The 14,174-nt window shown below is 56.3% G+C and carries 9 protein-coding genes; 4 read left to right on the forward strand and 5 right to left on the reverse strand.

The features are described from left to right. Nucleotides 1-323: 323 nt before the first annotated feature. The 3 genes from M5G26_RS02800 to M5G26_RS02810 are packed head-to-tail and all read left to right on the forward strand — an operon-like array spanning nucleotide 324 to nucleotide 7,991. Nucleotides 324-1,568 (forward strand): glycosyltransferase family 4 protein, encoded by a 1,245-nt coding sequence (locus M5G26_RS02800; protein WP_273914393.1) that lies wholly within the window; start codon nucleotides 324-326, stop codon nucleotides 1,566-1,568. A 1-nt stretch (nucleotide 1,569) separates the two neighbouring features. Next, the gene (locus tag M5G26_RS02805; protein ID WP_273914394.1) at nucleotides 1,570-2,424 is read left to right on the forward strand and encodes a hypothetical protein; all 855 of its coding nucleotides are present in this window, start codon (nucleotides 1,570-1,572) and stop codon (nucleotides 2,422-2,424) included. A 2-nt stretch (nucleotides 2,425-2,426) separates the two neighbouring features. Continuing rightward, entirely contained in the window at nucleotides 2,427-7,991 is a 5,565-nt protein-coding gene (locus M5G26_RS02810; protein ID WP_273914395.1) for a calcium-binding protein, read from the forward strand. A 68-nt stretch (nucleotides 7,992-8,059) separates the two neighbouring features. On the opposite strand, the gene M5G26_RS02815 is transcribed toward M5G26_RS02810, so the two are convergent. Beyond that, nucleotides 8,060-9,172 carry an enoyl-CoA hydratase/isomerase family protein gene (locus M5G26_RS02815; protein ID WP_273914396.1) on the reverse strand — a complete coding sequence of 371 codons (1,113 nt, stop codon included), beginning with the start codon at nucleotides 9,170-9,172 and terminating at the stop codon, nucleotides 8,060-8,062. 132 nt (nucleotides 9,173-9,304) lie between these two features. On the opposite strand from M5G26_RS02815, the gene ung reads away from it, so the two are divergent. Next, nucleotides 9,305-9,997: a uracil-DNA glycosylase gene (ung, locus tag M5G26_RS02820; RefSeq protein WP_007911441.1), complete on the forward strand. Its 693-nt coding sequence runs from the start codon at nucleotides 9,305-9,307 to the stop codon at nucleotides 9,995-9,997. Nucleotides 9,998-10,124: 127 nt separating this feature from the next. On the opposite strand, the gene M5G26_RS02825 is transcribed toward ung, so the two are convergent. Genes M5G26_RS02825 through M5G26_RS02840 form a run of 4 tightly spaced genes read right to left on the reverse strand, consistent with a single transcriptional unit; the run spans nucleotide 10,125 to nucleotide 14,160 of the window. Continuing rightward, nucleotides 10,125-11,159 carry an AbrB family transcriptional regulator gene (locus M5G26_RS02825; protein WP_038358335.1) on the reverse strand — a complete coding sequence of 345 codons (1,035 nt, stop codon included), beginning with the start codon at nucleotides 11,157-11,159 and terminating at the stop codon, nucleotides 10,125-10,127. Further along, on the reverse strand, nucleotides 11,152-12,666 hold the full coding sequence (locus M5G26_RS02830) for a tripartite tricarboxylate transporter permease (RefSeq protein WP_134178113.1): 1,515 nt from the start codon (nucleotides 12,664-12,666) through the stop codon (nucleotides 11,152-11,154). The genes M5G26_RS02825 and M5G26_RS02830 overlap by 8 nt, the downstream gene beginning before the upstream one ends. A gap of 1 nt (nucleotide 12,667) precedes the next feature. Beyond that, nucleotides 12,668-13,126 carry a tripartite tricarboxylate transporter TctB family protein gene (locus M5G26_RS02835; RefSeq protein WP_095119119.1) on the reverse strand — a complete coding sequence of 153 codons (459 nt, stop codon included), beginning with the start codon at nucleotides 13,124-13,126 and terminating at the stop codon, nucleotides 12,668-12,670. Between the two features lie 56 nt (nucleotides 13,127-13,182). Then, nucleotides 13,183-14,160, reverse strand: a complete 978-nt coding sequence (locus M5G26_RS02840; protein ID WP_134178115.1) for a Bug family tripartite tricarboxylate transporter substrate binding protein — start codon at nucleotides 14,158-14,160, stop codon at nucleotides 13,183-13,185. Between the last annotated feature and the right edge of the window lie 14 nt (nucleotides 14,161-14,174).

The raw sequence follows: 14,174 nt of genomic DNA on the forward strand, positions 1-14,174 counted from the left end.
ACGGCAACGATCCCGGGCGCTCGGATGGCTACCGTGGCGGCGGTTGGGATAACGATCACCGCGGTCGTGGCAACTACGACCGCCACAGCGGGCGCGGTGACCATAATGGGCGTGGCAATCGCTGGTAAATCCACACAAATGAAAGCGGCGCTATTAGCGCCGCTTTTTTATGCCCGTCGAAAAGTCGTCCCATTAGCCTTGTCCTAGGGCATTCCCAGACGCTTCCTACAGTTTCATTTCCTTGCATTTGTTAGCGTTTGTTCCTGCCGATCGAGGTGAGCAAAACTCAGTTCAATAGCGGCGAATAAAAGGACGATGCCGCTATGAAGCTTCTTGTGATTCACCAAAACTTTCCTGGCCAGTTCCGTCACGTAGTGCTGGCAGCGATTGACAGGCGTTATGAGGTTTTGGCGATAGGTCGGGATACGGCGCCGGGTATCGCAGAGGTGAAAATATGTCGATACCGCGCTGCCAGCAGAGCATCGGGCGATATTCACCCCTATCTGACCCGTTACCAACAAGCGGTGACTGATGGACACAAGGTTTTTGACATCCTGAGCCGGCTGAAACATTCGGGTTATCGGCCGGACGTGATTCTCGCTCATCCCGGATGGGGGGAAACGCTCTTCGTCAAGGATGTCTATCCTGACGCGCCGCTTATTCACTATTGCGAATATTACTATCGAGCACAGGGCGCGGATTCCGGGTTCGACCCTGAATTCCCGCGAGCCACAAGAGAGTCATCAAAGCTGCGAGTGCTCAATTCGCTGCATCTTTTGAATCTCGAACAATGTGACATTGCCATTGCCCCTACGCGGTGGCAGCGCAGTCTGTTTCCTGCAGCTTATCAGTCGGCCATTCGGGTTATTCACGAAGGCGTCATTCAAAGTTCTTGCTTGGCGAAAGTCAGGGCAGTCAGGTTGCCCAATGGAGTCGAGCTGAGAGCCGGGCAGCCGATCGTTACTTATGTCGCGAGGAATCTTGAGCCTTATCGCGGGTTTCATAGTTTTATGCGAGCGATCCCGCCTATTCAGGCTGAGTGTCCCGATGCACAGATAATCATAGTGGGCGGTGATGACGTCAGTTACGGGTGTAAGCCGGCTGGATATGCAAATTGGCGCAGCAGGATGGAGGCAGAGGTAAGTTTCGATCATTCCACCGTTCATTTCACAGGGAAGCTTCCTTACCGGACTTACCGGGCGCTTCTGGAGTGTTCAAAGGTTCATGTTTATTTGACGTATCCGTTTGTTTTGTCGTGGTCGTTACTGGAGGCGATGGCGTCTGGGTGTGTGGTAGTAGCGTCGGATACGGCTCCGGTAAGGGAGGTGATCGTTGATGGTCACAATGGGTTGCTGGTGGATTTCTTCGATCATCACGGTATTGCCAAATGTATTGCCAGGGTTCTTGGTTCCGTTGATGAATACGACTGCCTTCGCAGCGCCGCGAAGTTGACGGCGAGCAGATTTGATGTGAAGTACGGCACGAAACAATACTTTGATGTGTTTGAAGGCGCGACGTCCGGGCATCTGAAGAAACAGCCTGATCCTCAGTTTGACAGGGAGATTTGAAATGCTCCGGATGTCGCGTAAGAATTTGGTTAAATGGTTTAAGAAGTTGTTGAAGTACGGCTTGTTTATTTATGCCTGTTATTGCGTGGTGGATTTTTATATCCGTGAAGAAGAAGTCGCCGCGGCGATGGCAATCTATTACGCGGATCAGGAAGCCTGTCAAAAGAAGCTGGCGAGCATGAAGCAGGTGCCCATACTGGGCGGCAGCTATGTGGATAAGACTCTGGTGCCGGAGTTTTATGTGGGCATGCCTGAACTGGCGAATAAGAAAGCGTGTCTGGCCAATACGCTCAAGGGGCATTTCTGGTGGACCGGGACGGGTCTCCGCCGGTACCAGGATCAGAGCCTGAAGTCGATTCCTGAAAGTTGGCGTCTTTATAAATTGACCGCCGGGCTTTATACAAGAAAAGAGACTACCGAGCCCCATGAGCGGGGCTATCGACACGTCAACTGGCCGGATGAGTTGATTGTGAAGTTGACTAATTATCCGGGGTTAGAAATTTGGCTGGATGCTCCGCCGCCGCATTTCAAGAATGTGGATTCCGTCAGAACGTTTGTCATTACTGGCTGGCCGCGGCGTGATGGCACCCCTCGATTGATAAGCTGTAACGGCTTGATTCGCCCGGCTTCCGAGGAACAACTGACTGACGAGAAATTGGCAAGGTTCAGCAGAGCAGAATTGGAAAATCTGGATTTTGGCAAGTTGAACTTTTTCTGCGCTGTCAATCTGGATAGCTTTGACTTTGCTGGGGGGCACGGCAGCGTAGACCTCGGTCTATCGTCATTACGCGAAGCACCTGAGATGCTCAAGTTTCTCAGTGATTATCTTTCACGCTCAGTTATTACAAGGAAGTAACAATGAGTTATGTTTTTAGCGATATTGAAAAAACAGCGATCTTTAACGCAGCCAATATTTGCAAAGGTATGAGGCTTCTCTCAAAAAAAATTGAGTACGAGGCACTGGGAATAGAGGGGGCTAGCTGCGCGCCCCTGTATCAAAAACTATTCGATATTATTGGCGGAAGAGTTTCTGAGGTTACCGTTGTCGATAATGAAGCGGGAAAAATTCTGAAAAGCGCCAGGCTCTGGCTTGCCGTGGCCATTGATGCCAACGGTGGAAACGGTGCCTACTCCGCCCTGATTCGCGGTTATACCTCGCGGCAAGGTGAACTGAGATTGAATAAAATCTTCAGTGAAGACCTGATGCAGCTGTCATCGAATCAGGTCGCCGCCAATTTCATCAATACCTTGATCGACGGATCCCTCGCGGGTCGACTGGCACCCTGGACGGTTCCATCCATCAGCCAGATTGCAGAGATTGATGCCAGTGCGATCGGCAAAGCACTGTTTAGTGAGGCTTGCGGAGAGAAGGATACAGCCGTGAGCCATAACGCCGGCTGGTCCGGGACCGTCGGATTCAGCCTGTTGGGAGGAGCGCCTCCCTATGAAACCTGGAGATTGATCTCCGCTGGTGATTCGCAAGGGGAAGATGGCGGCCCGCCGACTCAAACAAAAGCCAACAGGCTCGATGACTATAAAAATATTCTGTTCGCCATCGATTCATACACTGTCGGCCTGCGAGCGGCGATCAGCAATTTCGGCGTCAATCCATTGCAAAGTCTGCTTTCCGTCGTGCCAGAGCAAATCAATATCGCGCTCGCCAGTGGCAGCCTCAATCCGCTGATTCAGCATGTAGTGAAAGGCACGCCGGTTTCCGTCGTAGTCGACCTGATATTTCGCTATGGCCAGAACGAATTCCTGGACATGTTCAAGCGCACCTACGAAGGCGATTCAGCAGCGTCACCTACAACCGATGAAACCTTCGCCACCAACGCCTACGCATTCTTCTCGGCATTTTCACCAGAGCAGTCCCAAAGCATCGTCACCCGATCAATAGGTGAATACGGAAACGCGAATTCATGGGCAAAACTGGCGGGTGAGTCGACACCCATCGGCCTGGCACTGCGAAATTCGCTTAAGCAACTCAGTGAAATCGTCATAGAACGCGATGACGGTTACCCCGGACGCGGACTGGAGCTCTACGATCCGTTGACCGGCGAAGGTTTCATCACCGCGCAATGGCTCGCCGATCGTGCGCAGATGTTGGCCCGGTTGATTGCCCGAACTCAGGGCTCGTTTGGAGAACACTCGCTACAGAAGTTTTCCTACTCCGATCTCGCCTCAGCCAAACAGGCGCCGATGACCACCGGTGTGTTGAATCCGCTGGTCATGTTCGGCGATGACGGCGCGCGGTCTTTCGAGGGCGGTACGAACAGTGATCATCTGTATGGCGGCGCGGGCAATGACACAATCAACGGACTGGCAGGTCACGATGTCATCGAGGGTGGACGCGGCAACGACTTGCTTGCCGGAGGCGACGGCAATGATGCGCTGTACGGAATGGCCGGTGATGATGTCTTGCTCGGAGGAATGGGTAACGATTCTTTGATCGGTGGCGAAGGCAGCGATCGCTATGAATTTTCGAGCGGTGATGGCATCGATGAGATCTTCGACGCCAACGCCAATGGCCAGCTGTGGATCAACGGCGCGCCCATTCCTTCACTCAAACGTCGCGCCCCTTTGAACAATATCTGGTCGACCGAGGATCAGGCCATCACCCTGACCCTCATCGAAGATCGCAATGAACCCACGCTCAACATCAAATATGGCCTGAACGATCTCGTCGTTATCAAGAACTTCCGCCCCGGGATGCTGGGTATCCGACTTCCTGAACACCAAGCCCCTACGTTCTCTGCTGCCGACCTGGTTCTCCAGGGCGACTGGAAAGCGAAAGATATCGACCCCAATGTTCCCGGGGATCAGTTCTCATACGATGAGCTGGGCAACGCCTTGCTATTGGCCAACGTAAAACAGAGAAACAAGGCCGATGTGCTTTACGGCTCTGCCAAGGACGACGTCATTCTCGGACTTGGTGGATCAGACCGATTGTTCGGTAAGGACGGAAACGATCAGTTGTTTGGGGACAAGCAGACGACGCTCGAAAAAGCCATGGCCGCTGGCGACTCTAAAGGCAAAGCAACTCGCGGCGATTGGCTTGATGGCGGTGCTGGTCACGATTTGCTCATCGGTACGGCATCCCAGGACGTGCTTCTGGGCGGTAACGATCGGGATACGCTGATTGGCGGTGCCGGAGATGACGTTTTATCAGGGGATGAAACGACCGGCGCGCTGGAGCAGAAATGGGGATTCACACGCGTCAAAGTGCTTATAGACGGTGGTGTCACCAGTCACCGAACTGTCTTTTCAAAGGCCTCCTTCAATAGTTCGACGCAGGGCGATAACGATGTTCTCTACGGTCAGGGCGGTCGCGATGTTCTCAATGGCGGATGGGGCGACGATCTGCTTGATGGCGGAACTGAAGATGATCTTCTTAGAGGGGATGGCGGGAATGACACGCTGGCCGGAGGAAGCGGTAACGACACAATGATGGGCGATAACCTCGACTGGGGCGGTGGACTGCAAAGCAAACACCATGGCAACGATGTATTGGACGGTGGCAGTGGCGATGATTGGCTCGCTGGTAACGGTGGAGCCGATGCTATTTATGGTGGCCCGGGGAGTGACACTCTCAAGGGGGATGACGATGTACTGAACGGCGTTGCCGGTGACGCCGCCCGCTTTTTTGGAAATGACCTGCTGGACGGTGGTGCGGGAGACGACACACTCTGGGGCGGTGGGGCGGATGATCTGCTGTTCGGAGGTGAAGGCAACGACGCGCTGGCCGGGGATTATGCTGAGCACCCGATTCGTTATCACGGTAATGATTTACTCGATGGCGGAACGGGCGATGACACACTTCAGGGAATGGGTGGCTCCGATACCCTGATCGGTGGGGCAGGAGCTGACGCGCTGGATGGTGATGTGTCCAACCTGCAGTCAGGTGGAATCAACAATGATTACCTTCAAGGCGATGAAGGAAACGATACCCTTCTGGGAGGCTTGGGCGCCGACACGCTTTATGGCGGCGCTGATGATGACATTTTATCCGGCGACTACGAGCAGACAGCCGAGGCTGAACACGGCGCAGATTATCTGGACGGCGGTTCAGGCAACGATACCCTGCTGGGCGGTGGTGGCAACGACACTTTGTTGGGCGGGGAGGGTGTAGACCACCTTCGTGGAGATTCAGGCAATAACGTTTTTGATGGCGGGGCCGGTAACGACGTGATGGAGGGCCATGACGGCGCTGATCTTTACTATTTCGGGGTGGGTGATGGTCTTGACGTTATCACCGATTCAGGTGGCAGCAATGTCATCAAGTTCGGTGCCGGGTTCTCTGCGGAAAGTTTGAAAGCCGACATCATTGATGTTTCCGTAGGCCGGGTATTGCGGCTGTTCAATGGTAAGGGGGACGCCATCCTTATCAGGAATTATGAAGAATGGAAGAATTCAACGTTCACGTTTAGCGATGGTGTCATTCTCGGCTATCAAGAGGTCATGAAAAAAACGTTGCCAGCTGTAGATATCATCGAACCGCCAGCAGGGGATGGAGTGCTGGCCAAAGAAGAAGATAAAGACATCATTGCAGACGAAGACCCGGTTGCTGTTCCGGGCCAATCAGGGATCGTTGTTCATGGTGAGGAACGAAGTAATGCCATTGATCATAATGTTGGCTGGACAGACAGGTTCCTGACGGAGCTCAAAGCAAAGCGTTCCAAAAGCAGGCATGAAACAGGTTTTACTTTGAATAACCAAGGTGTTTGGGTTCGGAGCTATATAGCTACCAGCGATACGGGATATATCACCCACACTGACGTGGTAAATGAAAGCACCGAAACGGGTACGTTATCTGAAACACCTCAATGGATGGGATCTGCCACTGGCGATGCGGTATTTAGCGAAAGACAGTCAAGCTCTACATCCCAATCCAGTTTTCGAGAGGTAAAGAAAGAGGGCATTACGTCGCCGTTATTGCTGGAGCCACGTTATTTTCGATCTGGCACTGCCAGCGGTTTTTCATTCAAAGTCGGCGACGTAATTATTGCAGATAGAACAGATTCAGGCGCTATTGAAGGGTGGTACGTCTATCCCGCTGAAAGTTTCACGGCGGGCGAAACTGTCCGCAAGGAATTTCGGCGGGATGTCACAACTGAAACGATCAAACATAAAGTTGTCCACGGCGACGATGTCGGTGGGCGAGTTAATGTCGAAGTCGGCAATCTTTTCCAGGGTGGTGCAGGCGATGACCTGATCGTCGCCTATTCTGGTTTTCTACTTGATTATGGCTCTGTTAATGACAGGATACCGGGTGCCTTTCTGTCCGCCGGGGCAGGCAACGATACCCTGCTCGGTTCTGAAGGCGCTGATTATTTAGTGAGCGGCGCGGGGGATGACTACCTGTACGGTGAAAACGGTGCCGATACTTACATCGTGCAGGCGCATGCTGGCGCAACGACCATTATCGCGGATGTGCTGAATCCGGTTTTTCTCCGACCTGAAGTAGGTGTGGCCGGATGGAAGGACGAGTATGGATTAGTCGATCAAGATACTGTCGTGCTTCCAGAGGACGCGACGCAGGAGAATTTGCAGCTCAGTTGGGGCGCAACACTCATTGAAACAGTGAATGTTGAGTTGGCACCTGATCCGCGTCGTGATGCCTATCGCCATTCGCCACGGGCGAAAATGCTCTATTCGACACTCGATATTAAATGGGGTGGGTCGCAGAAAGTTCGCATTGTTCTACCCAATGCCGGAGATATCGAGGGTTCTGGCATTGAGATTATAAAATTTGCAGATGGCTCAAGCGTTACTCTCAGAGAGCTGTTTGGCTCCAGTCAGCTGGGTCCTGCCCCGGATACTTATCACAATGGTCTGTTGGTCGATAATGCGGCCAGTGTCAAATCTATGAGAGATGGCCAAGCGCTCCCACTGGTGGGAAGTCACGGTAATGACACGCTAAGCGGCGCAGGTGAAATCAGAGGTATGCAGGGACATGATGTGCTGATGGGGAGTGTCGACGATGATGTGCTGCTCGGCGGTCCCGGTAATGACACATTGTCTGGTGGTGCTGGCAACGATCTCTATAAATACGATGGTCTTGGAAGAGACTTTATTGACAACTCCGGGGGTGGGATCGATGGAATCGATTTTTCTGGTGTGGGTATACCTATTGAACAATTAAGGTTTCATCGCGATCAGGATGATCTTGTCATAGTGGTCAGTTATGGCGTGGGCCCCAAGATTCGAGTGGCTAATCATTTTTCTGGAGGCGAAAGCGCGATTGGGTTCATAAGGGTTAGCGGTGAAGGAAAGGCAGTTCAAGACTACACCTCAATGCAAATTGCCGAACGACTGCATCCTCTTCCGCCGTTGCGGGATGTGGAGGATATTCTTGTAAAGGAAAATGAAGAGTCGCAACTCGCATTGGCCGAAATAATTCAGTTCTATGAACTGAACATGTGACCGCAATAACTTTAGATTGAGGGAACCGCGATGGGACCAAGAGGTGACCATCGCGGGCAATCAGTACTTCAATACTGCGTCAAATCCGCCAACGGATGCCGCCCCTCCCAAACCTTGTGAAAGTGCGCCTCGACCACCGCATCCGGCACATTGTTGATATCAGGCCAATGCCAGTGCGGCTTCTGATCCTTGTCGATCAACCGTGCGCGAACCCCTTCGCTGAACTCCGGATGCCGGCAGCAATTGAGGCTCAAGGTGTATTCCATCTGAAAGACTTCGGCCAGCGACATGTGCCGGGCGCGGATGATCTGTTCCCAGACCAGATGCGCGGTCAGCGGCGAGCCTTCGCTCATGGTTTTCGCCGCCCGCGCGATCAACGGATCGCTGCTGTCGCGTTGCAGGCTGATGGCTTTCCACGCGCAGGTCACGTCGCTGACGTCGAGCAATTCGTCGATCTGCTGCCGCCGTGGCAACCATTGTGCGTCGGGCATCTGCGCCACGGCTTCCTGTTGCAACGCTTTGAGCAGGCTGTTGAGTTGCACGTCGGTCTGTTCCTGCCAATTGAGCTGCAACAGGCCTTCGATCAGTTGTGGTTGCTGTTCGTCTAGCAGGAAGCGGTCAGCCAGATCCAGATCGATCGCATCACGAGCGTTCATGTGCGCACCGGTCAGGCCCAGAAACAAGCCGAGCTTGCCCGGCAGCCGGGCGAGAAACCAACTGGCGCCGACGTCCGGATACAAACCAATGCTGATTTCCGGCATCGCCAAGCGGCTGCTCGGCGTGACGATCCGCGTACTCGCGCCTTGCAGCAGGCCCATGCCGCCGCCGAGCACGTAACCATGGCCCCAGCAGATCAGCGGTTTTGGATAGGTGTGCAGGCTGTAATCCAGGCGATATTCCGCGCTGAAAAACTGCGCGGCCAGCGGGGGGACCTCGCCGGGATGGGCGCGACAGGCCTCGACCAGGCTGCGCACCTCGCCGCCGGCGCAGAAGGCCTTGGCGCCGTTACCGCGCAGCAGCACACAGACGATTTGTGGATCCTTGGCCCAGGCGTTCAACTTGTCGCTGAGGGCGTTGATCATCGGCAGGGACAGCGCATTCAGCGATTTTTCAGCATCCAGGCTGGCGATACCGATGCGGGCGCCGTCGGTGCCGGTGAGTTCTTCGAAGTGCAGATTCATCGTGACCTCGATCGGGAATTTGAACGATCAGTATGATCGTTGTGTGGGAAAGTGCCGGATCTGCATCAGATCAATTGACAAGCGTGGTCGGCTTTCCTAGGGTTCGCCCCATTGTTTTTGCCGGGTATGACCATGACTGCTGACGACCGTATCAAACTCGAACCGAGCTGGAAGGAGGCACTGCGTGCTGAGTTCGACCAGCCTTACATGGCAGAGTTGCGCCAGTTTCTGCAGCAGGAGCGGGCGGCCGGCAAGGAAATCTATCCGCCGGGGCCGATGATTTTCAATGCCTTGAACTCGACGCCGCTGGATAAAGTGAAGGTGGTGATCCTCGGCCAGGACCCGTATCACGGCCCGGGCCAGGCCCACGGTTTGTGCTTCTCGGTGCAACCGGGCGTGCCGGCACCGCCGTCGCTGGTCAACATTTATAAAGAGTTGAAACGCGACCTCAACATCGACATTCCCAATCACGGTTACCTGCAGAGCTGGGCCGATCAGGGCGTGTTGATGATCAACACCACCATGACCGTCGAGCGCGCCAATGCCAATGCGCACAAGGACAAGGGTTGGCAGTTCTTTACTGATCGGATCATTGAACTGGTCAGCGAGCGCCAGCCGCATCTGGTGTTCATGCTTTGGGGCGCCCATGCGCAGAGCAAGCAGAAGCTGATCGACGCGACCAAGCATCTGGTGCTGACGTCGGTGCATCCGTCGCCGTTGTCGGCGTATCGCGGGTTTTTGGGTTGTGGGCATTTCAGCCGGACCAACAAGTTTCTCGAGCAGAATGGAGAGACGCCGATCGAGTGGCGTTTGCCGCCGATTTGATGGGCTGACTGAGCCGGCCCCTTCGCGAGCAGGCTCGCTCCCACAGGTTCTTGTGGTTGCCACAGATTGTGTGCACACCTCAAAGCCCTGTGGGAGCGAGCCTGCTCGCGAAAAGGGCGACGCGGTCTTACTCGGGATTACGATTCCAGTACTTGAACAACGGCTCCGCCAGAAACAGCACAAACAACAAGCGCATCACCTGCATCGCGGTCACCAGCGGCACCGACAATTGCAGCGTCTCCGCCGTCAGACTCATCTCGGCAATCCCGCCGGGCATCATGCCCAGGGTCAGCGAACGCAAATCCAGATGGGTCAGCGCACTCAAGCCCAACGCCGCCAACGTCGCGATCAACATGGTCAGCGCCGTGCCGATCAATGTCCGCCCCATGAATGAAGGCGCACGGCGGAAAAACTGCCGGTTGAAGTGACAACCCAAGCCACTGCCAATCAACCACTGGCCAATCTGACTGCCACCATTGGGCAAGCCAATGTGCAGATCCCAGCCAATGCTCACCGCGGCACTCACCAGCAACGGCCCGAACAGCCACGGATTGGGTTGGCGCAAACGCTGCCAGAGCCAAGCGAGCAAACCACCCGCCGGAAACAGAATCGCCAGCCAGCGCCAATCGACGCTGCCGGCATGAGAAATCGGTGTGCCGTCGCCGAGCAAATACTTGAACGCGGCTGGCACACACAAGACCACCACCAACACCCGTAAACTTTGCCCCGCCGCGACATGGCTGAGCATCGCGCCATTACGCGCGCCGAGGTTGACCATCTCCCCGGAACCGCCGGGCATGCTCGAGAAAAACGCCGTGGCGCGATCTTCACCGGTACGGCGCATCAACCACACGCCCACTACCGCCGAGACACTGGTGACCAGCGCACCGAAGAAGATCAAACCGAAATGACTGAGCACCTGCTCCATCACCACCGGGGTGAAGTGCAGGCCGATGCCGATGCCGACAATCCACTGGCCGCACTTGCGGCCGCCAGGGATTTCGGTGAGTTGCCACGGGGTCAGGCAGCGCACGAGGATGATCGCCAGCAACGAGCCGACCATCCACGGCAGTGGCCAGCCGATCTGGCTGGCGAGGTAACCGCCGAGCAGACCGACCAGCGGGGTTCCCCACCAGGATTTCAGTGAGGCGCGATCAAACATCGGCAATGGCGCGACGCGCGACCGAACGTTTGCGCCAGATGCGCAACAGTGGCATCAGCAGCATGATCGCAGTCAGCACCCAGACACCGAAGGTGATCGGGCTCGACCAGAGGATCTCCAGCGCACCGTTAGAAATCGACAGCGCCCGACGCAGGTTCTGCTCCATCAGACCACCGAGGATGAAGCCCAGCAGCACCGGCGACAACGGGAAGTCGAGCTTGCGCAGGATGTAACCGAAGATGCCGATACCGACCATCAGGAACAGGTCGAACGTGGTGGCGTGCACTGCGTAGACGCCAATCCCGGTGATGATCGCGATCACCGGCACCAGTGCCCAGTTCGGCACCGCGAGGATGCGGGTGAAGATGCGGATCATCGGGATGTTGAGGATCACCAGCATGATGTTGGCGATGAACAACGAGGCGATCAGGCCCCAGACAATGTCCGGTTGTTGCTGGAACAGCAGCGGGCCCGGGGTGATGTTGTACAGCGACAGCGCGCCGATCATTACCGCCGTGGTGCCCGAACCTGGCACGCCCAGCGTCAGCATCGGCACCAACGCGCCACAGGCCGAAGCACCGATGGCGGTTTCCGGGGCGGCGAGGCCACGGGCATCACCTTCACCGAATTTGCCGCTGGCACCGGCGATGCGTTTTTCGGTCATGTAAGCCACGGCGCTGGCCAGGGTCGCGCCGGCACCCGGCAACACGCCCATGATGAAGCCGAGCAGACCGCAACGGATGTTCACCACGAACACCGACGACGCTTCCTTGAAGTTGAACATCATCCGCCCGGTGGCTTTCACCGCTTCCTGGCCGCGATGGGTTTTCTCCAGCAACAACAGAATCTCACTGACCGAGAACAGGCCCAGCACCAGCACGACGAATTGAATGCCGTCAGTCAGGTGAATGTTGTCGCCGGTAAAGCGATAAACGCCGCTGTTGGCGTCGATGCCGACGCTCGACAGGAACAGGCCGATCAACGCCGCAATAAAGGTTTTCAACGGTCGATCCCCGGCCATACCGCCGAGACAGACAATCGCAAACACCATCAGCACGAAGTATTCCGCCGGGCCGAAGGCAATCGCCCATTTCGCCAGCAACGGCGCGAACAGGACCATGCCGCAGGTGGCGATAAACGCGCCGATAAACGAACTCCACGCCGACAGCGACAGCGCCACACCGGCCAGACCTTTACGGGCCATCGGGTAACCGTCGAGGGTGGTCATCACGGTCGATGCTTCGCCGGGAATGTTCAGCAGAATCGAACTGATCCGGCCACCGTATTCGCAGCCCAGATACACCGCCGCCAGCAGGATCAACGCCGACTCCGGTGGCAGCCCGAGGGCGAAGGCAATCGGAATCAACAGTGCCACGCCGTTGATCGGGCCAAGGCCCGGCAGCAGGCCGACGACGGTGCCGATCAGTGTGCCGGTCAGGGCCGTGACCAGGTTGTACGGGCTCAGCGCGACGCCGAAGCCTTGACCCAAATAACCGAGGGTATCCATATCAGTTCTCCAGCACGTCGAGCAGGCCAAGGGGCAGCGGAACGTCCATCACACGGTCGAACAACAGGTACAGACCGATGGCCATCAGCGTGGTCACCACGATGCTCGGCATCCAGCGACCGCCATACAGGCGCGCCATCGGAATGCCGATGAGGATGCTGCTGAGGATGAAACCCAGCGGTTCGAACAGACCGGCGAACACCAACAACAGTGCGACGCAAATGGCTATCTTGGTCAGGGTTTCGCGATCCAGTGGCGGCTCGTCGTCGCTGTGTTTGATCGGCGCCGGGCGGAACACCATGTACAGCAGCGCCGCGCCCATCAGGCCGAGCATCAGCAGAGGGAAGGCGCGTGGGCCGACCGGTTCGTAGGAAAAAGCCGCTTGATACGGCCACGCCATCAGTGCCAGGCCGGCGCAAACCAGCAACAGCACGGAGGCGAAAATGCGTTGAATAAGCATGGGAGCTCCTGTGCCGCGTCCCCGTCAGCGGGAACGCAGCCGCTAGACAGGGACGATCACTGGATCAGGCCGAACTCTTTGGCCAGCACTTTGTAGTCCGCGACCTGCTTCTTCACGTAGGTGTCGAGTTCCGGGCCGGTCATGGCGAAGGGGAACAGTTCACGCTGGTCGCGCAGCTTGGCGAACTCGTCGGAGGCCAGCAGTTTGTCGAACGACTCTTTCCACCATGCGTAGTCTTCATCGCTGACTTTTGGCCCGAGGTAGAAGCCGCGTACCACCGGCCAGACGATGTCGTAGCCTTGCTCGCGAGCAGTCGGGATGTCTTTCATTTCCGGCTCGTCGAGGCGCTTGTCGGCGAACACCGCGAGCAGGCGCATGTCGCCGCTCTGGATGTGCGGCATGGAGTCGGAGATGTCGGTGCTGCCGACCTGAATGTGGCCGCCGAGCAGCGCCGTGGCGATTTCGCCGCCACCTTCGAGGGCGACGTAACGCAGGTCGCGCGGGTTGATCCCGGCAGCCTTGGCGATCAGTGCGGTTTGCATCCAGTCCTGGCTGCCGACGGTACCGCCGGAACCGATCACCACCGAGCTTGGATCTTTCTTCAGTGCCTGAACGAGATCGTCGAGGGTCTTGTAGGGCGAATCGCTTTTCACCGCGATGGCGCCGTAGCTGGTGCCGACCGCTGCCAACCAGCGCACGTTGGTTTCATCAAAACGACCGAACTTGCCCTGCGCCAGGTTCAACAGCGAACCGCTCGACCACGCCACCAGCGTGCCGGCATCGGCCGGACGTTGCGCGACCACGGCGTTGTAGGCCACTGCGCCGACACCGCCGGGCATGTAGGTCACACGCATCGGTTTGCTCAGCAGTTTCTGATTGACCAGTGCGCTCTGCACCAGTTTGCAGGTCAGGTCGAAACCACCGCCGGGGGAGGCCGGTGCGATACATTCCGGACGTTTCGGTTCGGCCATCAGTTGGCCGGCAAACAGGATGCAACTGGCGGCCAGTGCAACTTTACGCAGTGACAGGTTCATTCGATTCTCCACGG

This window comes from Pseudomonas sp. TNT2022 ID642 (assembly GCF_028656995.1).
GTDB lineage: Bacteria > Pseudomonadota > Gammaproteobacteria > Pseudomonadales > Pseudomonadaceae > Aquipseudomonas.

Excerpts from the sequence above, each read along its gene's own strand:
- ung (WP_007911441.1), top strand. The coding sequence starts at position 9,305 with ATGACTGCTGACGACCGTATCAAACTCGAACCGAGCTGGAAGGAGGCA.
- M5G26_RS02815 (WP_273914396.1), bottom strand. The coding sequence starts at position 9,172 with ATGAATCTGCACTTCGAAGAACTCACCGGCACCGACGGCGCCCGCATC.
- M5G26_RS02810 (WP_273914395.1), top strand. The coding sequence starts at position 2,427 with ATGAGTTATGTTTTTAGCGATATTGAAAAAACAGCGATCTTTAACGCA.
- M5G26_RS02835 (WP_095119119.1), bottom strand. The coding sequence starts at position 13,126 with ATGCTTATTCAACGCATTTTCGCCTCCGTGCTGTTGCTGGTTTGCGCC.
- M5G26_RS02830 (WP_134178113.1), bottom strand. The coding sequence starts at position 12,666 with ATGGATACCCTCGGTTATTTGGGTCAAGGCTTCGGCGTCGCGCTGAGC.
- M5G26_RS02805 (WP_273914394.1), top strand. The coding sequence starts at position 1,570 with ATGCTCCGGATGTCGCGTAAGAATTTGGTTAAATGGTTTAAGAAGTTG.
- M5G26_RS02825 (WP_038358335.1), bottom strand. The coding sequence starts at position 11,159 with ATGTTTGATCGCGCCTCACTGAAATCCTGGTGGGGAACCCCGCTGGTC.
- M5G26_RS02840 (WP_134178115.1), bottom strand. The coding sequence starts at position 14,160 with ATGAACCTGTCACTGCGTAAAGTTGCACTGGCCGCCAGTTGCATCCTG.
- M5G26_RS02800 (WP_273914393.1), top strand. The coding sequence starts at position 324 with ATGAAGCTTCTTGTGATTCACCAAAACTTTCCTGGCCAGTTCCGTCAC.